This window comes from Paenibacillus rubinfantis (genome assembly GCF_001486505.1).
Classification (GTDB): Bacteria; Bacillota; Bacilli; order Paenibacillales; family Paenibacillaceae; genus Fontibacillus; species Fontibacillus rubinfantis.
The window spans coordinates 16,669-40,052 of record NZ_LN909059.1 but is presented as its reverse complement, the minus strand read 5'-3'; the positions used below and the strand labels follow the sequence as shown (position 1 = coordinate 40,052).

The 23,384-nt window shown below is 43.5% G+C and carries 21 protein-coding genes and 4 pseudogenes; 20 read left to right on the top strand and 5 right to left on the bottom strand.

Annotation, left to right across the window (positions count from 1 at the left end):
* The first annotated feature begins 27 nt into the window (after window positions 1-27).
* From lpdA to BN3277_RS01795, 14 genes and pseudogenes are all read left to right on the top strand, one after another.
* Window positions 28-1,437 (top strand): dihydrolipoyl dehydrogenase, encoded by a 1,410-nt coding sequence (gene lpdA / locus BN3277_RS01860; protein WP_059040613.1) that lies wholly within the window; start codon window positions 28-30, stop codon window positions 1,435-1,437.
* A gap of 75 nt (window positions 1,438-1,512) precedes the next feature.
* The gene (locus tag BN3277_RS01855; protein ID WP_148500954.1) at window positions 1,513-1,881 is read left to right on the top strand and encodes an ArsR/SmtB family transcription factor; all 369 of its coding nucleotides are present in this window, start codon (window positions 1,513-1,515) and stop codon (window positions 1,879-1,881) included.
* Window positions 1,874-2,392: pseudogene (locus BN3277_RS01850) on the top strand (heavy-metal-associated domain-containing protein); the annotation flags it as partial. The gene BN3277_RS01855 and the pseudogene BN3277_RS01850, both read left to right, overlap by 8 nt.
* A gap of 90 nt (window positions 2,393-2,482) precedes the next feature.
* Complete coding sequence (locus tag BN3277_RS01845) at window positions 2,483-3,529, top strand: IS1595 family transposase (protein WP_059040610.1); 1,047 nt, start codon at window positions 2,483-2,485, stop codon at window positions 3,527-3,529.
* A gap of 33 nt (window positions 3,530-3,562) precedes the next feature.
* A complete protein-coding gene (gene ant(6), locus BN3277_RS01840; protein ID WP_059040609.1) occupies window positions 3,563-4,417 on the top strand; it encodes an aminoglycoside 6-adenylyltransferase in 855 nt (284 codons plus the stop codon).
* 79 nt (window positions 4,418-4,496) lie between these two features.
* A pseudogene (locus BN3277_RS01835) lies at window positions 4,497-6,374 on the top strand (heavy metal translocating P-type ATPase); the annotation flags it as partial.
* 50 nt (window positions 6,375-6,424) lie between these two features.
* Window positions 6,425-6,901 (top strand): signal peptidase II, encoded by a 477-nt coding sequence (gene lspA, locus BN3277_RS01830; protein WP_392396607.1) that lies wholly within the window; start codon window positions 6,425-6,427, stop codon window positions 6,899-6,901.
* A 1,068-nt stretch (window positions 6,902-7,969) separates the two neighbouring features.
* Complete coding sequence (locus BN3277_RS01825; protein ID WP_059040607.1) at window positions 7,970-8,305, top strand: hypothetical protein; 336 nt, start codon at window positions 7,970-7,972, stop codon at window positions 8,303-8,305.
* A gap of 348 nt (window positions 8,306-8,653) precedes the next feature.
* Window positions 8,654-8,956: an AbrB/MazE/SpoVT family DNA-binding domain-containing protein gene (locus BN3277_RS01820; RefSeq protein WP_059040606.1), complete on the top strand. Its 303-nt coding sequence runs from the start codon at window positions 8,654-8,656 to the stop codon at window positions 8,954-8,956.
* Window positions 8,956-9,222: a hypothetical protein gene (locus BN3277_RS01815; RefSeq protein ID WP_059040605.1), complete on the top strand. Its 267-nt coding sequence runs from the start codon at window positions 8,956-8,958 to the stop codon at window positions 9,220-9,222. Before BN3277_RS01820 ends, BN3277_RS01815 begins: the two co-directional genes overlap by 1 nt.
* Window positions 9,223-9,225: 3 nt before the next feature.
* Window positions 9,226-9,624: a PadR family transcriptional regulator gene (locus tag BN3277_RS01810; RefSeq protein ID WP_059040604.1), complete on the top strand. Its 399-nt coding sequence runs from the start codon at window positions 9,226-9,228 to the stop codon at window positions 9,622-9,624.
* A gap of 227 nt (window positions 9,625-9,851) precedes the next feature.
* Window positions 9,852-10,526, top strand: coding sequence for a hypothetical protein (locus tag BN3277_RS01805; protein WP_059040603.1), 675 nt, complete (start codon window positions 9,852-9,854; stop codon window positions 10,524-10,526).
* Window positions 10,527-10,574: 48 nt separating this feature from the next.
* Window positions 10,575-10,976, top strand: coding sequence for a hypothetical protein (locus tag BN3277_RS01800; RefSeq protein ID WP_059040602.1), 402 nt, complete (start codon window positions 10,575-10,577; stop codon window positions 10,974-10,976).
* A 40-nt stretch (window positions 10,977-11,016) separates the two neighbouring features.
* Window positions 11,017-12,012 (top strand): hypothetical protein, encoded by a 996-nt coding sequence (locus BN3277_RS01795; RefSeq protein WP_059040601.1) that lies wholly within the window; start codon window positions 11,017-11,019, stop codon window positions 12,010-12,012.
* Between the two features lie 83 nt (window positions 12,013-12,095).
* On the opposite strand, the gene BN3277_RS01790 is transcribed toward BN3277_RS01795, so the two are convergent.
* Window positions 12,096-12,359, bottom strand: a complete 264-nt coding sequence (locus tag BN3277_RS01790) for a hypothetical protein (RefSeq protein WP_059040600.1) — start codon at window positions 12,357-12,359, stop codon at window positions 12,096-12,098.
* Window positions 12,360-12,494: 135 nt separating this feature from the next.
* Window positions 12,495-13,205, bottom strand: a pseudogene (locus BN3277_RS01785) (Tn3 family transposase); the annotation flags it as partial.
* Window positions 13,206-13,345: 140 nt separating this feature from the next.
* Between BN3277_RS01785 and BN3277_RS01780 the strand changes: the two are divergent.
* The 5 genes from BN3277_RS01780 (at window position 13,346) to thyX (ending at window position 18,358) form a co-directional block, all read left to right on the top strand.
* Window positions 13,346-14,434, top strand: coding sequence for a tyrosine-type recombinase/integrase (locus BN3277_RS01780; protein WP_071220727.1), 1,089 nt, complete (start codon window positions 13,346-13,348; stop codon window positions 14,432-14,434).
* On the top strand, window positions 14,434-16,470 hold the full coding sequence (locus BN3277_RS01775; RefSeq protein WP_059040597.1) for a tyrosine-type recombinase/integrase: 2,037 nt from the start codon (window positions 14,434-14,436) through the stop codon (window positions 16,468-16,470). Before BN3277_RS01780 ends, BN3277_RS01775 begins: the two co-directional genes overlap by 1 nt.
* Window positions 16,463-16,846, top strand: coding sequence for a DUF6262 family protein (locus BN3277_RS01770; RefSeq protein WP_059040596.1), 384 nt, complete (start codon window positions 16,463-16,465; stop codon window positions 16,844-16,846). Before BN3277_RS01775 ends, BN3277_RS01770 begins: the two co-directional genes overlap by 8 nt.
* 232 nt (window positions 16,847-17,078) lie before the next feature.
* Window positions 17,079-17,576, top strand: coding sequence for a DfrD/DfrG/DfrK family trimethoprim-resistant dihydrofolate reductase (dfr, locus tag BN3277_RS01765; protein WP_059040595.1), 498 nt, complete (start codon window positions 17,079-17,081; stop codon window positions 17,574-17,576).
* 86 nt (window positions 17,577-17,662) lie between these two features.
* Window positions 17,663-18,358, top strand: a complete 696-nt coding sequence (gene thyX, locus BN3277_RS01760) for an FAD-dependent thymidylate synthase (RefSeq protein WP_059040594.1) — start codon at window positions 17,663-17,665, stop codon at window positions 18,356-18,358.
* A 160-nt stretch (window positions 18,359-18,518) separates the two neighbouring features.
* Here thyX and BN3277_RS01755 read toward each other — a convergent pair.
* The 3 genes and pseudogenes from BN3277_RS01755 to BN3277_RS01745 form a co-directional block, all read right to left on the bottom strand.
* Window positions 18,519-20,795: pseudogene (locus tag BN3277_RS01755) on the bottom strand (Tn3 family transposase); the annotation flags it as partial.
* Window positions 20,796-20,809: 14 nt separating this feature from the next.
* Window positions 20,810-21,727 carry a tyrosine-type recombinase/integrase gene (locus tag BN3277_RS01750; protein WP_006211804.1) on the bottom strand — a complete coding sequence of 306 codons (918 nt, stop codon included), beginning with the start codon at window positions 21,725-21,727 and terminating at the stop codon, window positions 20,810-20,812.
* A gap of 232 nt (window positions 21,728-21,959) precedes the next feature.
* Complete coding sequence (locus BN3277_RS01745) at window positions 21,960-22,304, bottom strand: hypothetical protein (protein WP_006211803.1); 345 nt, start codon at window positions 22,302-22,304, stop codon at window positions 21,960-21,962.
* 396 nt (window positions 22,305-22,700) lie between these two features.
* Between BN3277_RS01745 and BN3277_RS01740 the strand changes: the two genes are divergently transcribed.
* Window positions 22,701-23,363, top strand: coding sequence for a hypothetical protein (locus BN3277_RS01740; protein ID WP_059040593.1), 663 nt, complete (start codon window positions 22,701-22,703; stop codon window positions 23,361-23,363).
* Window positions 23,364-23,384 lie beyond the last annotated feature (21 nt).

Here is a 23,384-nt window from a genome sequence, read left to right as displayed (position 1 = left end):
CGAAATGACGAACTGGAGGGAAACACAATGGTAGTAGGTGACGCAAGCATGCACACGCAGCTGTTGGTCATCGGCGGTGGTTCTGGGGGTTATGTTGCAGCTATACGAGCCGCGCAGCTCGGCAAGAAAGTGTTGTTGGTGGAAAAATCGGAACTCGGCGGCGTATGTCTCAATTGCGGCTGCGTGCCGTCCAAAGCGCTGATATCAGCGGCCCATCGTTATGAACAAATGCTGGAAAGCGGCATATCCGGATTAAAAGCGAAAGGCGTAGAGATTGATTTTTCACAGATTCAACAGTGGAAACAGTCGAAAGTGGTGAATCGCCTCAAAATGGGAATTCAGTCCTTACTCAAAAAGCATGAAATCTCGGTCTTCAAAGGAGAAGCGCTGTTCATAAATGATCGGGAAGCCCGTCTCTATAATGAACAAGAATCGCTCCGATACCAATTTGACGATTGTATCGTTGCGGTCGGATCGCGCCCAATTGAATTAAAAGCATTCCCGTATGGAAATCGAATTTTGTCCTCCACGGAAGCACTCGCCCTTACCGAAATTCCTGAGCGGATGGTCGTCATCGGCGGTGGCTATATCGGTATTGAGCTAGGCCAAATGTACGCGAAGTTCGGCACGAACGTAACCATTTTGGAAGGTTCACCGTCGATTCTGCCTGGATTCGAGAGTGAAATTACCCGGATTGGTAAAAAAAATCTGGATTCCCTTGGCGTTACGGTATATACGAACGCCATGGCTCAATCCGCCCAACAGTCGGCTGATGAAATCACGGTTACCTTTACGGTAGATCAGACCGAACAACAAGTGATGGCCGATTATGTTCTTGTGACAGTAGGACGCCGACCCAATACTGATGGGGAACTCGGTCTTGACCGAATTGGGGTAAAAATTGGAGACCGGGGGCTGGTCGAAGTCGATCAACAAGGGCGAACGTCTATTCCTCATATTTATGCGATTGGTGATATTATCCCTGGTCCTGCACTGGCGCATAAAGCATCATACGAAGGAAAAGTGGTTGCTGAAGCCATAGCTGGCCAGCCAAGTGCCTTCGACTATAAAGGGATACCTGCGGTCGTGTTTTCCGATCCGGAAATTGCTTCCGTAGGACTTAGCGAACCTGAAGCCAAAGAGAAAGGATATGACATCATGGTGGGTAAGTTTCCGTTTGCGGCAAATGCGCGTGCTCTCTCTTTGAGTGCGTCCGAGGGATTTGTCAAGCTGGTAGGCGATAAGAAAACAGGTTTGATCCTTGGCGGACAAATCGTTGGCACAAACGCATCCGACTTGATTCCGGAAATTGCCTTGGCGATTGAAATGGGAACAACCATGGAAGATTTAGCCCTCACGATTCATGCGCATCCGACACTTGGGGAGTTGTCGGCTGAAGCGGCAGAAGTTGCCCTTGGTCATCCCATTCATATTTAGTTTTGTTGCCTTTGACAAACCAATGGCGCAAGCATAATATAATAATCAAATGAACGTTAGACTGAGGTGATGGGATTGAAGAACCAAGATACATGTGAGATCTTTTGTTATGACGAGGATAAGGTCAATCGAGTCCGGGAAAAATTAAACAAAAATGATTTTCAGGATATGTCGCAAATCTTTAAAGTGCTTGCAGACCATACGCGGCTAAAGGTTGCTTATGCCCTGTGCGATGAAGACGAGTTATGCGTCTGTGATGTAGCCAATATCATCGGCTCCACGATGGCGACGGCTTCCCATCATTTACGGCTGCTGCGGAACATGGGCATTGCGAATTATCGGAAGGAAGGAAAGCTCGTTTTTTATTCATTGGGCGATGAGCAGCTTAAACAAATGATAAGGCTCGCCATTGAGCATCAAAAGGAGGTTGTTGGCGTTGAATAAAGTGGCTGAATCATTAGAGAACAAAAACGTATACCGCGTTGAAGGATTTACATGCGCGAATTGTGCCGGGAAATTTGAGAATAATGTCAAGTCATTGCCGGGCGTTCAAGATGCGAGAGTGAACTTTGGTGCTTCAAAAATTACCGTTTTCGGTGAAACCACTGTTGAGGAACTGGAGAAAGCCGGTGCATTTGAGAATCTTAAAGTCATCCCTGAAAAACCGGTACGGGTGGCAAAAACGGAAGTGAACGAGGAAAAAAACGTATTCAACGTTCAAGGATTTACATGCGCGAACTGTGCCGGGAAGTTTGAAAATAACGTGAAGCAGCTACCAGGGGTTCGGGATGCGAAAGTGAATTTCGGGGCTTCGAAAATCGCCGTGTACGGTGATGCAACGATTGAAGAACTGGAGAAAGCTGGTGCATTTGAAAATCTGAAGGTAACTCCGGAAAGAACCGTAAAGGCAGCGACGCAAGAAGTCAAAAAGGAAGCCAAACAGCCTTTTTATAAAGGCTATGTTAAATCATATTGTTGATATTTGAATTATACAAACATTTGTTCTATAATAGAGGCATCATTTTAGTGCGGGGTGATTTCACCTATGGAATTGAAGGACTTGAAGAAGTACGCTGACGCTTTGGACGATAACGGCAAGCAAGAACTCATTTACTTTTTGCAGTCTCGAACTAAGGAGATGAAGGCTCCAGTACGTGTGATTGATGAAATCCAGGAGCAAAAGCATAAAGATGGGCTCGTCTGTCCGCATTGTGTCAGCCACTCGGTTGTGCGGTTTGGTAAATACGTTATTCAAACTCGCACAGGTGAAATCAATCGGCAACGTTACCGCTGTAAATCCTGCAGTCAAACGTTTAATGACCTTACGAATACTCCCCTTCAACGTACCAGAAGACCTCACCTTTGGGTTCGATTCATCGAATGTATGATTGAAGGGTTCTCGCTCAGGAAGTGTGCTGAAATATTAAACGATGAGATTTCTTATGTTACCCTATTTTACTGGCGACATAAGATCCTCTCTGCTCTAAAGCAGATTCCAATAGAATCGTTCCAGGGTATTGTAGAAATGGACGAAACCTATTTCCTTTACTCTGAGAAGGGAAAACGGGATATTACAGAACGCAAGCCTCGTAAAAGAGGTGGTAAAGCCAAATATCGTGGCATCAGTAACGATCAAATATGCGTACTGGTGGCTCGTGACCGTCAGAAGATGACATACTCTGGCGTTCTTGGGCGTGGGCGAATTCGCACATCAAAATTAGATGAGGTTATTAGTGATCATTTATCTGAATCTAACGTGCTATGTACAGATTCCTGGCGGGCTTTCAGCTCGTATGCAAGAAAAAAGGGATTAGTCCATTATCGATTTAAGTCTGACGGGAAACAGCGTGTAAAAGGTGTGTACCACATTCAGAATGTCAACAACTACCATAGCCGTTTAAAACGTTGGATCGACCGTTTTAATGGAGTTGCAACCAAGTATTTGCAACATTATTTAGCTTGGTTCCGTTACTTAGACAGCAAGGAGTACGAGAACACAATGTCGAATAAGAAAAGTATGCTCGTGACTTCATGTCTTTTCACGGTAACTTTCACGAATGTCGGTCTTCGTCAATGTGATGTGGCTATATAGAAAAGAATACGGTTAGAATGGAGGATTACTGTATTGAGAAGTGAACAAGAAATGATGAATATCCTTATAGACTTTGCTAAAAATGATAATAGAATTCGATTGGTAACTTTGGAAGGTTCACGTACAAACAAAAATATTTCACCTGATGCATTCCAAGACTATGACATTTCTTACTTTGTAACAGATATTGATTCTTTCAAGGAGAATGATCAATGGCTTCGAGTTTTTGGGAATCGTGTTATGATGCAAAAACCCGAGGATATGGAGCTTTTTCCGCCAGAAATAGGTAATTGGTTTTCATATTTAATGCTTTTTGAGGATGGAACTAAAGTAGATCTAACGCTTATTCCCATTAACGAGGTGGAAGATTATTTTTCCAATAGCGACGGTTTAGTAGAGGTGTTGCTCGATAAAGATACTCTTATCAAAAATGAAGTGATCGCAACTGATCGTCAATATTGGATTAAAAAACCAACTGCAAGAGAATTTGATGATTGTTGTAATGAGTTCTGGATGGTTTCAACTTACGTCGTAAAAGGATTAGCGAGAAAAGAAATACTTTTTGCTATTGATCATTTAAACGAGATTGCAAGACCTAATTTATTGAGAATGATGGCTTGGAAAATTGGATCAGAGCAAGGATACACCTTTAGCGTAGGGAAGAACTATAAATTTATAAATCGTTACCTCCCAAATGAAGATTGGGAAAAACTCCTATTAACTTATTCTGAGGATGGGTATCAGAAAATGTGGAAGTCTTTATTAATTTGTTATGAGTTATTTAGAAAATATTCAAAAGCTGTATCAGAAAGTCTCGGATATAAGTATCCAGATTACGATGAAGCCATTACTAAGTATACGGATCATGTTTATACTTCATTAACGTGAACTACTATGTAAATTACCGCCTTTTTGTAGGCGGTTTTCTTTTGAAACAAAAATCAACAACAAGAATTAACATAGCCTTTATAAAAGGCACAGCACGTTACTGAATGCGACGTTATTGCTCGTTTTCGGTTATCTTTCCCAGTATGTCAATGGCGAAGAAAACCTGATCACTTCCTTATTATTTGCGGCCTCTATTGTAATGGGGGGATACTCACTCTTTAAAGTCGGTTTCCAAAACTTGCTTCGGTTTGAATTTGACATGAAAACCTTGATGACCGTGGCCATTATTGGAGCCGCGATCATCGGAGAATGGGCAGAAGGCGCGATTGTCGTTATTTTGTTTGCCATTAGTGAAGCACTGGAACGATTCTCAATGGACCGCGCGCGACAATCGATCCGTTCCTTAATGGACATCGCTCCAAAAGAAGCTCTTGTAAGACGCAATGGACAAGAGATGATGATCCATGTTGATGATATCGCCGTTGGGGACGTTATGATCGTGAAACCCGGTCAAAAGATCGCCATGGACGGTGTGGTTGTAAGTGGATACTCCGCCGTGAATCAAGCCGCGATTACTGGTGAGTCCGTACCGGTAGAAAAAACGATCAATGACGATGTCTTTGCCGGTACGTTAAATGAAGAAGGCTTGCTTGAAGTTAAGGTAACAAAGCTTGTGGATGATACAACCATTGCAAAAATTATTCACCTAGTTGAGGAAGCACAGGGAGAACGCGCTCCTTCGCAAGCGTTTGTTGATAAATTTGCGAAGTACTACACACCCATCATCATGATTGTCGCCGCTTTAGTCGCGGTTATTCCTCCGCTTTTCTTTGATGGGAGCTGGGCCGCATGGATTTATCAAGGTTTATCTGTACTCGTTGTAGGTTGTCCTTGTGCGCTTGTGATTTCGACTCCAATTTCCATCGTGTCGGCAATCGGAAATGCGGCCAAGAAAGGTGTCCTAATCAAAGGCGGCGTTTATCTCGAAGAAATGGGAGCCTTGAAGGCCATTGCATTTGATAAAACCGGTACGCTCACAAAAGGAGTCCCGGTTGTAACGGATTTCAAGGTGTTTAACGATCAGACAAATACATCCGAATTACTTTCCGTCATAACGGCTTTAGAGTACCGTTCTCAACACCCTCTAGCGTCAGCGATCATGAGAAAAGCCGAAGAGGAAAACATATCGTATTCGGATGTAATGGTTGACGAGTTTTCTTCCATTACAGGCAAAGGCATCAAAGGGATAGTCAATGGAACGACGTTTTACATCGGTAATCCGAAACTCTTCAAAGAACTGCCGACAACTCGTTTCAGCAGCGAGCAGGAGCAATTGGTTACAACCCTTCAAAACGCGGGCAAGACGGCCATGGTTGTCGGAACTGACAGTACAATTCTCGCGGTGATCGCCGTAGCGGACGAAGTTCGCGAGTCGAGTAAGGACGTTATTCAAAAGTTGCACCAGTTGGGCATTCAAAAAACAATTATGCTTACAGGGGATAACAAGGGTACGGCAACTGCCATCGGCGGACATGTCGGCGTATCGGATGTTCAGGCGGAACTGCTGCCGCAGGACAAATTGGACTTTATTAAACAATTGAGATCCGATTACGGGAACGTAGGCATGGTCGGGGATGGCGTCAATGATGCCCCTGCGCTGGCCGCCTCTACAGTCGGCATTGCGATGGGCGGAGCCGGCACAGACACCGCGCTGGAAACAGCAGACGTGGCTTTGATGGGCGACGATTTACGGAAACTTCCATTTGCGATCAAACTAAGCCGAAATGCACTCAGTATCATCAAGCAAAACATCACGTTTGCGCTCGCGATAAAATTGATTGCTTTACTGCTCGTTATTCCGGGTTGGCTGACGCTGTGGATTGCCATACTTTCCGATATGGGTGCAACGCTCCTTGTTGCATTAAACGGATTGAGACTCATGCGCGTGAAAGAATAAATATTTTAGCGAGTTAAACCCCAACTCAACTATTTGGAAGGATGGTGTATGTGCTTCGTTATTTAATTGTCGGTATTATCGCTTTTTCCGTTGACCAATTTATCAAATGGAGTGTAGCAACTTACATGGATCTCGGTCAAAAAATACCGCTTATTTCGGGTGTTATTCAAGTGACATCCATTCGCAATCGGGGTGCCGCATTCGGCATCTTGCAAAACCAGCGACTATTTTTCATTGTGGTGACAGCTATAGTTCTAATTGGCATTTTCGTCTATTTGCGCAAAATCTATCGCAAACAAAAAATGCTCGCTTATGCGCTAGCCCTGATTTTTGGAGGGGCACTGGGGAATTTTGTGGATCGCGCTTTGCATGGCGAAGTCGTGGATATGCTGGAATTTACTTTTATCAACTATCCTGTGTTTAACATGGCGGATGTCTTTATCGTAATAGGGGTCGCTTTAGTCATGATCGATACGCTGAGGGCATCGAGAACGGAGAAGATATCGGCTCAGGCATTGTCCGAATAGTGAGGATTGATCGGTCACTTGGGCCCCTGTGGTCTGCCATAATATCTTAAGATCAATAGAACCAAGCTGCTCCAGTCAGGAGGAGGAACGAAATGGAGCTTAATATTTTTCTTTTTCTTTGCCTAGAACGGTAAGGTGAATGAACAGTAATGAGTTTGAAATATCAAGTATAGGCTCTTTAAACAAAATCGGCTATCTCCTTAAACGGAAGGGGGGGCCGATTTTTATTCGTTGCTTTCTGCAAGTAGAAGGGGGCACTCTCCATTTTGAAGACTTGGAAAACTCAGTAACACCCATGATAGTCCGATCCAAAATATACAGAACATGATGGAACATTGGAAAAAGGAATATCTAACTCGCCGGTGACCGGTGACCAGCGGACACGGGAAAGGGGGCTTCCGCATACTTTTGTCCGTGTCCACACTAAGCGTGTTTACACGACTTCGGCGGCTGGGCACGCGGCTGCCCGCGATCTAATCCTGCGACTGCCCGCTTCTTCCGGTACGTCTTTTCGATTGTTCGTCTGACGCTCCCCAGCTTCTTCGAATCTTCCTTCAACTTCCCGCTTCCTTTGCTTCTTCGATCCCGCTTCCGCGTATCTTGAGACTGCGTGCCGGCCTTCCGTTTCGCCGCGCACTTTGTAACTTTATCTTGACTACTTCCTGCATTTCTGGCACTTCTTTTCCCTTTCCGACCCGGTTTTCGCGCAGCGCGCGCGGCGGCCCCCCCGACGATCGAAAACTGTAACTAAGTACGTACTTAGAAGCAGAATTGCTGTCCTGAGACTGAGTACGGATACAGCAAAAGACTAAACACGGATCAAGTAGCAGCGATGAAATCTGCTGCAAGGTACGAATCTAGGTACAGAGAGCGGAAGGGATCGGTGGGAAGGGGGGAGATAAGCGAGAATGCGCCGCATGGTGCGAGCCGGGCGTCGGAAGGCGTGCAAACACGCTTAGTTATAACACGCTTTGTGATGTCACGGGGGCGTGGTATAATGATAGTACGGAGACGTTGCCGCGTTCTATCGGAGACGTATCCAACCATTTCGTTTGGAGGGATTCGTAAGTGAATAATTCTGCGGAAATCGACAAACTAACAGCGTTGCTTCAGGATCCAATCTTGCTTAGTGTTTTTAGTCTTGCAGTGGTTGTTGCATTGTTGAAATGGCTTATCGGTCAAAAGACGTCAATCTATAAAGGTATGGCATACCTGTCTGCAGGAGCATTCGTCGTTTTTGCAACAATCGTGCTCACGAAAACATCTTCGTCTCTTGGCAGTCCTGAAAAATTTTATGTCTCGATAACGGGTCTCGCTCTATTTACAATCCTTATTTTTTCATCCATTCGAGAGTTTGCTGCTAATAGGCGGTTCTCGCGCACTAGCGGCAATGACAAGGATTGATATCATCATGAAGATAATCGCGCCAATTGAGATTTCTGACGTCGATTTTGCGTTTCCTGCCCGTGCGCTAGAGTGGATGCCGGCTTTGGATGAGATCCCGGTAGAATTCGGGAAGGTCTAACCTTATGGAACAAGGCCGCGGATCGAATTTTCTATGGCAGCATGGAAGGAATTGAATTGGAACCGAAGGAAGGTATCGACCCTTACAAATCCGGCCGTCATATCATGGCCATCATGCGGTCGTATGCTCCAAAGCACGAGCATAAAATTGCAGCCTGTGCTTACTTGATGAGCAGATTTTTCGGTTACGTGAATATTGCGGATCCAAAGTAATGGGGTGGGTGGAAATTGGACCAAAAAGCGTATAAATATCGGCCACTCGGAGTCGTTCGCAAACTCGATCAGCTTGGAAGAGTGTCCCTGCCTAAGAAAATCAGAGATGCCTACGATATGGATAACGGCGCCGCGGTCGAAATCTTCGTGGACGGCGACCGGATCATCGTGGAAAGGTATTATCCCCGCTGCACGTTCTGCGGCTCGCGAAAAGGGGTTCGCATCTTTAAGGAACAGATCGTTTGCGAGCAGTGCACCGAGGATTTGCTAGCGATCCGCTTGAGGATGTCTGCCGCGAAAGGAGCCGGAGAACGCTGATGCATTCATTTGAGGTTGGCCAAAAGGTTGAGTGGACAAGCCAGGCTGCCGGCTCCGCCAAAACGAAAGTGGGAGCTGTACACGCCATCGTGCCGGCGGGAAGAGACGCCTTCTCCTTCATTCCGGATGGGGTATCCCGCTCCAGAATCAAGTTTGATACGCATTACGCGGACGAGATCCGCTACATTGTCGCCGTCCCTCGCGGCGCGGCGCACGACTACTATTGCCCGCGGCGGTCTCAGCTGCGAATGGCGGAAGGGGGATGAAGCATGCCGAGAAACGATAACCCGGTCGAGAAAGAAGGTACACTCGGTTACGTCATCAAGGTTCAACAAGTCATTGACTTCGTTGTGCTGTCCGAGCTGCAGGAAGGCAAGCAACTTTACGTGAGCGAATTGGACAAGAAGATTGCCGACATATTGGGCGGCATCGGGGTCAACGATTCGTACCTGAGCGCCCGGCTGCGAAAGCTGGCCGAGAACGGCCATGTCATTCGCGAGTGGAAGGGCGACGATCGCTACAATCGCTATTACAGCATTACCGAATCCGGGCGCGAATACTTCATGCAAATGCTTCGCGACTTGCCAGAACGGGTGAAGTTGGCTCACAAGGTCTACTCAAACTTCGAGAAATATATGGGGCGTTACGGCAAGGTGAATCTGAAATAAGGAGGGCGATCCCGGTTGGCGACGAAAGAAGCCCTCGCCATGAGAGCGCTACGTCACTCCCGGTTGCTCCAGGGTACTTGTATCTATTGCGGCAGAGCACTCGAAACCAAAACAATGTGTGCGGAACATGCCGAGAAACGGAGACGCTCTGCAGAACCACTTGTTTTCCGAACCGTTAAGCGTTATCCTGTTCGCCGAAAGAGCAAAAGAAAGGGGGGCGGCAACTCATGAGCGAGTTTGAATATGAAGCAGTCATACAGCGGCTGAAGGACTCGTTCCCCGAGGGTACCGTTAAATTTCGATCCGACAGCAACGCCGCCTACATACCGAACCAAGTCTATACCGATCGGCTGGAGGCAGTGACGCAGGGCCGGTGGAACAAAGCGATCAAGGACGTCGAAATCAATGTCCAGCATAAATACGTGAAGGTCGTCGTCACCATCACGATCGGCGAGCATCATCGGGACGGCTTTGGCTTCTCTTATATTGATTCGGACGGACAAGGGCGCCCGAAAATCGGGAATGCGCTCGATCAGGCAGCCGCGAGCGCGTTCATCGAGGCGCTTGATTCGTGGCAGATGGGCTGGAAAGACCTTGCGCCACACTATAAAAAGGATTGGGGTAGCAATCCCGCCTTGAAGCATCTCGTCGAGTCCGGCCCGCCGGCAGACCGATCCTCCGGACAAATCATCCAATCCAGGGCGAAGGTTGACCGGCATTGCATCTACACGCGTTGCGGCAAACAGCTTACGGAGGATGAGTGGGAACTGCTGAAAGTCATCCCCAACCTCAATCGGGACAAGATGGTCTACTGTTACGATCATCTTCCGGACCATTTGAAGCGCAAGGTGCCCGAGCGCGATATGAGTGCTTTTCTACGGAAGCGGGAAGCGGGAGGATGACACCCGATCCCGCTCCACTACTCTTTAGCGGAATGGGAGGTTCCGTTATTGTCGATCGTCGATCTCGTTTATTTGTATGGCTTTGCGGTAGTCTTCATAATTGTCAGCGTCCCGTACATCGTCAAACCCGGCCGCCGTGTACTGGACGGCAAACGCCTCACTTTAACCGGTATGCGGAGGATATTGTGGGGGATGGCGCTTCAGACGTTGTCGCTCAATTATCTCGCCTACGCGCGCGGCGACGGCTTACTATTCCCGCTCCAGCACTTTCAATCAGCTGGGGCCATCATACCGGAGCGATTTTATCAGATCACGACCACTTTGCTTGAAGTCGTCTCCTTAATCTACATGATCGGGGCGCTGTTTGGCAGAAAAAATAAAGGTGAGCGTTTCGGATTAGCCGTGTTCAGTAGTCTTCTGTTCGTTGTCAATCGCATTATTGGCTTATGAGATGTGACGACTGCGGGTAATGTTAAAAGGGGGGGATATAATGGACAATCAAAATGCTCACTTTGCCAAGTATCTTCAAGAGATGAAAGAGACTGTTGAGAAAGTAACTTCCTATTACGATCAGTATAAATCGATCCATGGTGAAATCACTCTTGACCGAAGAACATATCTGGGCGACAAACAAAACCGGGTCTGCCGTTTTTGTGGAAAAAAAGCAGGCGAAGTAAAGTTTAAAAAAGATGCACATGCAATTCCGGAAATGCTGGGGAATCATTACTTGTGCACCTACTACGAATGCGATGTTTGCAATGAGGTTTTCTCAAAATTGGAGAACGATCTCGGGTGGTTTACTGAGCTCGGCCGTACAGTTACAAGACTTCAAGGGAAGTATGGAACGCCTACGTTCAAACAAGGCGAATCCTTAATACGAGATGAAGTAGAACAAATCCTCATTAAAGATCCTATCGATAAACCAATTCTTCAATGGAACGGAGACAATGAGCTTAAAATAACTGCAAAAGTAAAACCCTTCACCCCCAGGGCAGTGTACAAAGCATTTACTAAAATGGCCTTAACGTTGATGCCTGCCGAAGAACTCGTACACTTTAAAGAAACAATTGATTGGATAAAAGAGGAAGATCATTGTGCGCGAACGACGCCACCTCTTTTGGCGATGTATTCGTTTATCCCTGGACCTGCATTTCGACGAAATGTTGGTTTCAAACTATTCTTTCGAAGAGACGGCATTACACGGATCGTTCCATACTGCCAATTTGTCTTGAAATTTTATAACTTCATGTATCAGATATACCTTCCGTATTCGTCCCAAGACGAACATTGGCGTCATGGGACAGAAAGAGATATAGAACTTGTAGGGTACCCGCCAGAAATTGATTTAGGCTTTGATTATCCTTTTGATATCAATAAAGAACTTATAGATTTATCTGCGTGCGAGAAAGTGCGCGGTAAAGAGCAGTCTGTAACGATGGGGTTCTCGTCTCGTGTAGACGTTACGGAAATGATGAGGAATCAATAGTATCAATTAACTTCCAGACTCTCCTTCGGTTCGAACGCTAAATAAAGCCGACACCGTGGAGCGGTGCCGGCTTACAAAAGCAATTATTGAACTTTGATAAACTTCTCTGCGTACTTCCCGCGCTCTTCTTCGGTAAAATACTGCTCGGCAACTTCGCTTTTCCATTTGTCGAGGGTCTCGTCCTCATGGAGATCCGCAAAGTTTACGTCGAAATAGTCTTCGATTTCTTGTTTCGTTACGTCCACATAATACGTTTTTCCTTGGAAGGGAAGGGAAACTTGTACGCTTGCGAGGGCAGGAAACTCTCTGAATAAACGAGTCGATTCTTCCATAAGCGCTTTGTTCACGGCGTCGCCGGACTCCCAATAGGGGTACCGCCAACATTTTAACGATAATATACGCTAAGCCTTCGGATGTACCTGGCTTAGCGTTTTTTCTTACTCTAAGCCCAATAGTCCGGGCTACACCGCCCGGACTACCGATCACTCACCTTCCTGTTGTTTCAGCGGTCGTAATGAGTTGAGAGACGTATTCTGCTTGAAGTTGAATTTGTATTCACCTAGAAAATTGATGTGCTCCCATCCAAGGGGGGAAATGTGATTTAGCAGTTCTTCCTGAAGCTTACCTTGCTTTTTGCGGTGTTCAGTTGCCTGCTGGAGATAGACGGTATTCCAAACGCTAATTGCATTGATGATAATGTTCAACGCACTTGCCCGTTGGAGCTGATCTTGTAGCGCACGTTCCCGCAGTTCGCCATGTTTGCCGAAGAAGATCGCTCTGGCCAATGCGTTCATGGCTTCTCCTTTGTTCAACCCCCGATGGATTTTTCTCCGCAGCGCCTCGCTCGAAAGGTAATCCAGAATGAAGATCGTTTTCTCGATACGCCCCATTTCTCTCAGCGCGGTAGCCAAGCTGTTTTGTCTTGCATAGGAACCGATTTTCCCCATAATGAGTGATGCTGAAACGGTTCCTTCCCGGATGGAGTGAGCCAGCCGGAGTACATCGTCGTAGTTCTCTTGAATGATCTTTGTATTAATCTGTCCGCGAAGCAGCTTCTCCAATTTAGGGAAAATGGACGGTTTTCCGATAGCGTAGAGCTTGGAATCAGCCAAGTCGCGTAAGCGCGGCGCAAAGCGAAATCCAAGCAAATGCGTTAAACCAAAGACTTGATCGGTGTAACCGGCCTTAATTGTACTAGTATTAGAAGTAGTAATTAACGTATCTCATGTTATCAACTACTTCTTTTTTATTTCCTTATAGATTCATTATATGTACTATGAATTTTATGGATATATAGTATCTAACGAAATGATTTTAGACATGGGGGGAAATTTTGAAAGTACAAGAAGTTCTCATTCATGAGAAGAAAAGATATCTGTTAATTGACAATGGAGGGCATCCAGTTACTTCAGTTGCAAAGTATATAAAGTATTTAGATAACATTGGAAAAGCTGAAAACACACTAAAGTCATACTGTTACCATCTAAAGCTTTACTTTCAATTCCTAGAGGAGTGTAGATTAGAATATCAAGAAGTAAACCTTGATATTTTAGCTCAATTCATCGGTTGGCTGAGAATCCCTGATCAATCTACAAAAGTCATTTATTTTGAAGCAACCTTAGCGAAACGATCAGAAAAAACGGTCAATACCATCATAACGTGTGTCATAGGGTTCTATGACTATTTGACTCGTAATGAGGATTACGGGGGGAATTTAAATGATCAATTAATAAAGCAAGCCCCAGGGCGTTTTAAGACTTTCAAACCTTTCCTTCATCACATTACAAAAGGGAATTCTTATGATAAAAACATTTTAAAGATTAAGGAACCAAAGCGTTTAATCAAAACTTTGAGTAAAAATCAAATCCAAGTGATCCATGATGCGTGCAGCAATATACGGGATGAATTATTATTCCGTATATTATATGAAGGAGGATTACGGATTGGAGAGGCCCTTTCTTTGTGGGTAGAGGATTTTGATATAGGTAAAAACGCTGTTACGGTGAGGAAATCCAAAACATCAGATGGAGAAAAACGAAAAGTTTATGTGTCTATTGAGACTATGAATCTCTTTCAAGATTATCTAATAGACTATCATTCTTACGAAATTGATAGCAATTATGTTTTTATCACCTTAACTGGACCAAATCGTGGTAAACCAATGACTGATGGTTCTGTACGTTCTTTAATTAAACGGATGAAGAAAAAAACAGGAATAGATTTTACCCCTCATATGCTCCGGCATACATATGCCACAGAGTTACACGCAGCAGGAGTTGATATTGCCATCATACAGAGGTTATTAGGGCATGCACACGTTCAAACAACCATACAGACTTATATCCATGCATCCGATGAAACCATACGTGAAAGCTGGGAACAAGCTCATTCAAATAAAAAAATGGGAAGAAGAGATAAATAATGATACAGAACACATTCAAAATAAAACCCCTTCCCCATCATTTGGAACAGATAAATGAACCATTACTTGGATATTGGGCAAATGATGTGTGGGATGTACAAGAATGTCCCTTTTTGGATAAACATTATGATTGGAATAGAAAATTGATTTTTGATAAGGTACACAATCTTAGATTAAAAAATGAATTAAAATATTATTTTTATAAGGGGTTACAGGAGACAAGGATCTCGATTATCTATGCTTTTATGCATTATTCTCCATGTCTTAAAGTTTTTACAGAATTCATCTCTCGATATTATGCTGATTTAGATTCTATTATTGATATTCCGAAAGAAAAGTTTCTAATAGAGTATCGAACATTTCTTGTAGAGAAAGGAAAATCAGTTGAGATTGTACACCGGAAAAAGTCATCACCGTGGATGTCACCAACAGTTCAACCATCATTGTATATTAGACTATTTCTTCAAGTTTATGATTTTTATTATTACTTTTATGACGAACGAGAAGAAACAGATAAGGATTGTTGGGATGTACGAAATTTGAAGATTAATTATAACAATACAATCAGTAGATATTCATTAGACTTTTCGAAAATTCCGCAACCTTATAGACAATTATTTAAAAAATATATAAAGACTTGCCTAGTTGTTCAGCAATCCATTAGCTTTTCTACAGCAATATGTTATTTAAATAGACTTTTGTTTTTCTTCACCTTTTTGAAGGAGAAATATCCTGAGTGGAAAGAATTAAATCAGCTATCTAGAATGGATATTGAGGAGTATATTGAATACTTGCGACATTCTACTATTAAAAAAGGAAAATATTTAATTAATCCAGATCACAATTATGTAAATCGTTTTTTAATAGACCTTAAAACGTTTATCTCATACATACAAAAATTCGAATGGGAAGAAGCTCCGATAAAGTCAGTTATTTCACTATTGTCAATTGAGGATATTCCTAAAAAGAAAAGAGCAAAGGCTGATGAAATTAAATATATTCCGGATGAAGTATGGGAACAGTTAGTTTGCCATATTAACCAACTTTCCTCAGATCATATACCTATAATTCTTCTAATGGAAGCTACAGGTTTTCGAATTAGTGACGTTTTATCACTTATAATTGACTGCTTAGTAAAACAAGAAGATGGCTGGTGGATTATCGGAGATCAAAGAAAAGTAAGTTATAAAAATCATAAAGTTCCTATTTCAGAAGAAATTGCTAATGTTGTCTTGGTGCAGCAAGAAATTACAAAAAAGAGATCCTCTTTAGACACGAACCCTAAGAAATATTTGTTTCCAGTACTTAAAGGGAAAAGGATGGGTAATCCCATATCGCAGGATTCCATAAAGCTGAACCTTAATAAACTAGCTAACAGATGTAATATTAAGGACAAGGATGGAGAAATTTATTGGTTTAAAAATCATGCATTTCGACACCGTTACGGTGTTAATTTGATTAATAACGGAATGAATATCCTTCATGTTCAAAAATTGATGGCACATGCCAGTCCTGAAATGACATTAGTCTATGCCCAAATTCATGACCAGACACTCCGTGATGAATGGGAAAAGGCTCGAGATAATGGCGCAGTAAGATTAGATACACGTGGAGAAGTTATTGTCGCTGATTTAGCTCAACAGGCTAAAGAAAATGGAGTTGAACTGGAGTGGATACGTCACAACATGGACTCCATTCGTTTAGATCATGGGTTTTGTGTAAAAAGCCCAAAACTTCATTGTGATTTTCTTGAACAGACATTGGAACCACCATGTATTAAAAACAACTGCCGAAGTTTTCACGTTGACAAGACTTTTCTCGACTATTATCAAGAACAGATATCTAAAATGGAAGCTGATATTGAAGTATACAAAAAATCCGGAAGGTTACGTTCCATTGAGTTAATTGAACCCAAATTAAAAAGATATAAAGAATTAGCAAATGGTTTACTACATACTGGTGGAATCTTTGGTTTAGATAAAACTAGACGTGAGTATGTTGGAGATGAACGTGAGAAGGTGATGCAAAATGTCTAATGAAACCCCAAATACTGAAGGTATTATAAAATATGCGAAGTTGAAAACGGAAAAGTCCATTCAAAAAGTTGAAGAAGCGATCAAAAAGATGATAAAAAAACAAATGAAAATCAATTTTAACTCTATATCTGCAGAATCAGGGGTTTCAAAGGCATTTCTATACAGAAATACAAAACTCCGAGATCGAATCGAAACACTTCGCAAACAACAAGAGGGTCTCCCCTCAATAAAGCAAGTTAAAAGGAATATGAGTGACGCATCAAAAGATGTAATTATCGCTTCCTTACGGAAGCGAGTCAAGCATTTAGAAAAGGAAAATAAAGAAATTAAAGAACAATTGAAAATTCAATATGGGAAAATGTATGAGGATATTTAAGTTCCCACTCTTTTTCCTTTCCCTGTTGATTTTTTTCTTGTAATATGACGAAGCCATAAAAATGTTGAATGTCTTTTTTGTACAATGACATCGGATTCATGAATATTTATGTTAAAATATCGAAGAGATTTTGAAAGATTGTACTTAAAATATAGGGTCATTTAGTGGAAAAAGAAATTTCAATAGAAATAAAAAATTGCAAGGTAAAATAGTTAAAAAAGGCTGAGTATATATGAAGATTTCTTTAATTGTTGCGATGGATAAGAATAGAGTAATTGGTAAAGAGAATGACATTCCTTGGAGAATTCCGAATGATTGGAAGTATGTTAAAGATACTACAAATGGACATTCAATTATATTAGGTAGAAAGAACATTGAGTCTATCGGAATAGCTTTACCTGGCAGAAGGAATATTATTCTGACACGAGATAAAGGTTTTAATTTTGATGGATGTGAAATTGCCCATTCAATTATAGATGTTTTTGAGTTATGTAAAGATGAAGAAGAGATTTTTATTTTCGGTGGAGAACAGATTTATAGTTTGTTCTTACCTTATGTTGAAAAAATGTATATAACAAGAATTCATCATGAATTCGAGGGAGACACATTTTTTCCTGAAGTTAATTTTGATGAATGGAAAGAAGAATCTGTTGAAAAAGGAATTATGAATGAAAAAAACCCATATAACTACTATTTTCATGTTTATAAAAGAATAAATTTATTAAGCTAACAGTTTCAGAGATTTTAAGTAAAACTTTTAAAAAATGATTAAAATATTAAGCAACAATAATTTTTGGTTAGAGAGAGGTTTGGAAAATGAAAAAAATTGACATTTTAAATGGTGGATATGTGATCTTACAAGACTACATGGGTTCCGACTTATCTGTTACAAATTCAGCTCGTGTTTCTTATAACAAGAAAAAGGACGTTCTTGACGATAAAGATAAGGGACTCATTGACTTTCTCGCTCGTGAAGGTCACACAAGTCCATTCAGACACACTTCACTTCAATTTGAAGTTTACGTCCCTCTTTACGTCGCAAGACAACATTGGAAGCATATCATTGGTTCTGGATTTCAGGACCCATTCGTTGCTTGGAATGAATCTTCTCGTCGTTATATTACTGAAGAACCAGAGTTTTACATACCTAATGCTAATGAGTGGAGATCGAAACCAGCAAATTCAAAACAAGGCTCTGGCGAGAATTTAAGTGAATTATCTGGAGGAGTTTTTACAAAGAAGCTTGAAGAGCATATTGCTGAAGGTGAACGCCTTTATGAAGAAGCCATGGAAGCTGGTGTGGCTCCAGAACAAGCTCGATTATTTCTTCCTGCTTACTCTATGTTTGTGAGATATTATTGGACTGGTTCTCTTCAAGGTGTAGCCCATTTCTTGAATTTAAGACTCCCAGAGGATGCCCAATACGAAATTAGAGTTCTTGCTGAAGCTGTGCAGGAATTAGCACATGAGAAGTTTCCATTGTCCCTTGACGCTCTCCTCAAATATAACTAAAAAGTAAGGATGGTTCTTGTTAATTCCATTTATTTAAGTGCTTTAATGGAAGATGATGGCTAACGACTTTGAGTCGTTAGTCATTTTTAATCATTCTTTAAATACATGTCTATAATGAAAGAACACAATTAAATTCTAACTTTTTTATAAAAAGGTATTGATAACCAGCAGTATCCGTATAATGCTCCTCAATGGACAAGTCCGTTTCGTGGTGGAGCAAACCGTCGATGACGTGTACGGCATCCCGAGCGTTCGTATTGATGACTTTCGTATAGAACGTGGAAAACTGGTCGCTCACGAAGCGATATATCGTTGCTCCTTTTCCGGTCCCGTAGTGAGGATTCGCATCTGCGTGAAGAGACGATACACCGATCTGGACGCGCATTCCATCAGATGAGGAGGTAGTGCCATTCCCCCAATATGAAGGCAGCGCCAGCTTATGATGAAAATTGACAAGAACAGCTTGCGCTTTATTCATCGCGTCTTCGTACAGCCGCCATTGAGCTGTATTGGCCATTTGCCGATATGAAATGCTCGGCGTGGCTTCAGCCATCTTCGTAAGCCCGATGTTCGTTCCCATTGCCATAAGGGTAGCCATAAGGATTGTTGTTTCTTCCTCGTTCGGAGCGCGGTTACTGGAAGCGTGAATAAACTGCTCATGAAAATTCGTCCAGTTGGCTACTTCCATGAGCAGATCCGTAAGCTTAATTCGTGGTAGCAGCTCATAGAGGGAAAGACTGAAATTTCGGGATTCATCGGGAACATCTTTCTCCAATCGCTCAATGTGCAATTTCCCGTTCTCCAAATTTACTCCGTCCAGCTCATCGATGTGATCCGAAACCCAATTTAATCTTTGAAGTAGTGCTTCAATCCGTTCTTCAAGATATTCCTTTGCGGACAAACTGACGGCAAGCTTTGTAGCGTTAGGATCAATGCCATTCCAATCGGCTTTCGGAACAAGGTATTCCTCGAAATCCTTATGCTGACGGCTTCCGACTATGGACACGTCCCCGGAACGAACGTAATTCCGCAACTCTGTCAGGACAGCCATTTCGTAGTAATGCCGGTTGATCGTTCCGTCATCGTCGTAAACGTGCTTTTGCCAGCGGTTCGAAACGAAGTTCAGCGGCGCGCCTTCCGGAACCTTCCGCTTCCCGGTTTCATTCATATCCCGGATGATATCGACCGCCTTCATTAGCGGCTCTGCGGACTTAGTTGACCGAAATTCCAACGATTTTAGCAGCGTTGGCGTGTATTTTCGGAGCGCATAGAATTTCTTTTCTAACAAGTCCAAGTAGTCGTAATCAACTGGTCGCGCCAGCCGTTTAGCTTCCTCCACGGATGCGACGACCTGATCCCACGGCATGACGGCATCAAGAGCAACAAACGGATCAATGCCTTCGCTTCGGGCCTTAATAAGAGCGGCTCCAAGATCGGCAAAGTGAACAACCTTTTCGTTGATCGATTTACCGTTTTGCTTTTGAAGTTCCTCTTGGGCCTTTCTCCCTTTGGAAAGCAGTATCATAATCTGCCGGTCATGAATCTCGAAAGCCAGGTCTGTCAAATCCTGAATTAGTTCCAATAGGTACGCTACTAAAATCGCGTACTTTTTCGGATCATTAAAACGTCTGAAAGAATGAGGTTCGTAACGCGAACCGATTTTAGAAAGTTGACGTAGACGGTTCGGATGGATGCCTTTCGTATCGACTTGCAGCTGCAAGTCGCGTAAGTATTCGAGTTTTTCAATCACCTTCAAAAAAGAATCCGGAGAGCTAGTACCTGGAATTTCCCTTAACCATGCTAAGTAGGTTTTGCTACTTTCCGGCATGGTGGTTAAGACGCGATCCAGCTTAGCAATTTGTAATTCTGTCAGTGAACTGCTGAGCAGCTTGAATATTTTTTCTTCTGTTCGTTTGCGCGTTTCCCAAACGGCTCTTTCAATTGTAGCCATTGAAGGGAGAATGATTTTACGCTTACGTAAATCTTCGAGTGCGAGTTGAATCAGGTGTAAGGGATTGCCGTTTGCCATTGCATGGCTAAATAGATGCTTGCACAAAGAACGATATTCGCTCAAGGTGAATGTCTGGTAGCCATATTCTTTCCGGATCTCATCCAGATGCTCGTACTTCGTTGCTTCTCGGTCGCCGTAAGATGCAAAAGACTCCACATCGGCATTGATTTGCTTTGCAATATGACGAAGAATTTGAACCGGCACTTCTTTTGTATCAGAAAGTGTCCAGCCGAGATAACGAAGTACGCACAGCTGCACGGCAAAGCCGAGTCGATTATAATCTCTTCGCCGCTGCTGTATGATTTCAAGGTCATGCTGTGTAAATGTGAAATAAGTGCCCAATTCCCATTCGCCAAGATCAGGCGGTATCTGCAAATAATGCAGCCGTTCCTCCGGAGTTAGCAGTTCCCTTACTCTCGCGTACATCGTACTTCATCCCCCTATTGCCAAGCTATTTTTTCGACTTCCGCTTGCAGATCCGCACGGGTTGCCTTGACGTAAATCATCGTTGTGTCCAGACTATCGTGTCCCATAATTTGCGCCAAGCGGTGCAACGGCGTGTTTTCTGCCATCACATAGCCGAACCGGTGCCGTAGATCGTGGGCGCTCAATCCTTCGAGCCGGGCTGCTTTCATATATTTTTGAATTAAATGACGTAAAGCACGTTCGGTTAATCGATCGCCGGTCTTTTCAGATGGAAACAGAAAAGGACTGTGCGGAGGGAGTTCTGCCAGATATTTTTCTAAAGCAACTCTACACGTGGCGTTCAAAGGAACTTCCCTCTGTTTATTTCGTTTTCCGGATCGGACCGTAAGCTGACCACTACGTTTACCGATTTGAATATCTCCGGGAGCCAAGTCACACACTTCCATGCTTCGTAAGCCCGTGTGAAACATCACGATTAGAATCGTCTGATCCCGAAGAGAACCGCCATGCTCGGCCGCAGCAACCAAAGCAGCTTCTTCTTTGTCTGTCATCTGTCTGGGGCTTACCTTTTCTTCCGGAACCAATTTAACCGGCTTCGAAGGGTCGCGGCGAATCCTGGATTCTGACACGGCCCATTCAAAAAAACGTTTCAGGGTAATAAGCCGCCGGTTAATGGTCGCCGGTTTCAATTCCATTATTTTTTGTGCTGCTTCCCTATATCGCGTTAATGTTGGAGTAGCCACATCTTCAATTCGAAATATAATCTCTTCCTCTTGGTGGTAGGCGGTCTCAAACCAGCCGATGAAATGTTTTAGGTCGCTTGCATACTCTTTTAGTGTTTTGGGATTCAAATCTTCGTGGGTGGTGAGAGCGTGAATGAAGTCCTGAATCGTCTGATCGCCCTGTTCCGAAATCCCCGGTGTTTCTCTCATTAGCAAAGCCTCCAAATCTTGTCTTACATTAGCGGACATCAAGTGTATGCTTTGAAAACACCAAATGACCGCTAATCTTAATTAGCGGTCATTTAATATTAGGAGATCATTCCTTCATGATGGTTCGTAGAGACGATTTGCGCAACCGAGGAAACACTCGTGCAGCAAATGAATCGGCAACGAATCGCGCTATAGGAATCGTTTCTGCGCGATACTTCACGAAGCATATTTTTTATTTTAATATCAATTCGATGATGTTGCTTGTTTTGCCACCGGATGACGAACTTTTTTGACGCATTGTCATCCTCCCTGCACCTGCCATTTCCACGAGAATTTGCCCGATGGCGTTTGTGGTATCAATCACCATGTTTTTGATTGCTTTAGGTTCCAGCGTCACCCCGTTGTCGATGGCTGTGCCATCGATCACACTTGGCAATACATTGCCGTTTGCACTGTCTTTGACGACCATGTTAATATTTTTTTCTTCGTCGCTGCCATTGTTGATCGCCACCGAAAGTGTGGTTTCTCCGTTTTTGCGAGACATCGTGAACGTGGTTTTTGAACTGTTTTCAAGCATGGGTAAACGCCTCCTTAAGCGATTGAATTATTTTGGTTTAACATATCAAAAATGCGCTGTTGTTTATTTTTTTCATCATCGAGCAGTTTGGAAATAATCCCTTCCAAATTCGTCGTCCCCGACGTGCCGCAGGTACAGCCGCTTGTTGATCCGCTAGAAGGCTGACAGTTACAGCAGGTACGGCATTTGCAAAACAAAAGCAATAAGGCTAAAAGCACGGAATTGTCGCTAATTTGAATTTGATTGCCAACGGTGAAGTTGTTGCCATTGGAGACGGTGTTTGCCGAGTTGTTTGCCGAGCTCGCTAACCCGTTTGCCGTGCTCACTAAGGCGCTGTTGTAGTCAAAGGTGTTGTTGGATTCACTGGTATTCGTGGATTCGTTGGTGGCGCAGCTGGTGGAGTTTAACGTGCTGTTGGCGGTGCTTGCGTTGTCGTTCGTTGAAGAGTTGTCAGCATTGGAGGTATTGGTGGTAGTATTATCGCCTGTCGACGCTGTTGCTGTAGGCGTAGAGGTGTTATCACCTGTGGTGGCAGTGGCACTGGTTGTGGATGAATTATCGCCAGTGGTTGAGGAACTGTCACCTGCACTCGATGTAGCATCTGTATCCGATGAGTTTGTTGCAGGACCACTTGTTGTGGTTGACGTATTATCACCATTCGTTGATGTGCTATCACCTGAGCTGCTGGTGGCGTCCGTATCCGATGAGTTGGCCGCAGGACCACTACTTGTGGTGGAGGTATTATCTCCATTGGTGGAGGTACTATCACCCGATGACGAAGTGCTGGTGGCGTCTGATGCGTTGTTCGAGCCGCTAGTTGAGGTTAATGTATCGGTCACGGTAGCCGAACTATCATTATCACTGTTGTTGGTTGCACCACTGGTGGAATTAACCGTTTCGTTAATGGTAGAGTCACTATCGGTATTAGAGGTATTGTTCGAGCCGCTTGTGCTTGTTAATGTGTCATTGACAGTAGCCGAACTATCATTATCACTGTTGTTGGTTGCACCACTGGTGGAATTAACCGTTTCGTTAATGGTAGAGTCACTATCGGTATAGTATCTTGTTATCATCCTTGAC

What these genes read in the sequence shown, in the direction of transcription:
- BN3277_RS01775 (WP_059040597.1), top strand. Translation starts at nt 14,434, where the DNA reads ATGATACAGAACACATTCAAAATAAAACCCCTTCCCCATCATTTGGAA.
- BN3277_RS01795 (WP_059040601.1), top strand. Translation starts at nt 11,017, where the DNA reads ATGGACAATCAAAATGCTCACTTTGCCAAGTATCTTCAAGAGATGAAA.
- BN3277_RS01745 (WP_006211803.1), bottom strand. Translation starts at nt 22,304, where the DNA reads ATGCTTGAAAACAGTTCAAAAACCACGTTCACGATGTCTCGCAAAAAC.
- thyX (WP_059040594.1), top strand. Translation starts at nt 17,663, where the DNA reads ATGAAAAAAATTGACATTTTAAATGGTGGATATGTGATCTTACAAGAC.
- dfr (WP_059040595.1), top strand. Translation starts at nt 17,079, where the DNA reads ATGAAGATTTCTTTAATTGTTGCGATGGATAAGAATAGAGTAATTGGT.
- lpdA (WP_059040613.1), top strand. Translation starts at nt 28, where the DNA reads ATGGTAGTAGGTGACGCAAGCATGCACACGCAGCTGTTGGTCATCGGC.
- BN3277_RS01815 (WP_059040605.1), top strand. Translation starts at nt 8,956, where the DNA reads ATGCATTCATTTGAGGTTGGCCAAAAGGTTGAGTGGACAAGCCAGGCT.
- BN3277_RS01810 (WP_059040604.1), top strand. Translation starts at nt 9,226, where the DNA reads ATGCCGAGAAACGATAACCCGGTCGAGAAAGAAGGTACACTCGGTTAC.
- BN3277_RS01770 (WP_059040596.1), top strand. Translation starts at nt 16,463, where the DNA reads ATGTCTAATGAAACCCCAAATACTGAAGGTATTATAAAATATGCGAAG.
- BN3277_RS01750 (WP_006211804.1), bottom strand. Translation starts at nt 21,727, where the DNA reads ATGAGAGAAACACCGGGGATTTCGGAACAGGGCGATCAGACGATTCAG.
- BN3277_RS01805 (WP_059040603.1), top strand. Translation starts at nt 9,852, where the DNA reads ATGAGCGAGTTTGAATATGAAGCAGTCATACAGCGGCTGAAGGACTCG.
- BN3277_RS01845 (WP_059040610.1), top strand. Translation starts at nt 2,483, where the DNA reads ATGGAATTGAAGGACTTGAAGAAGTACGCTGACGCTTTGGACGATAAC.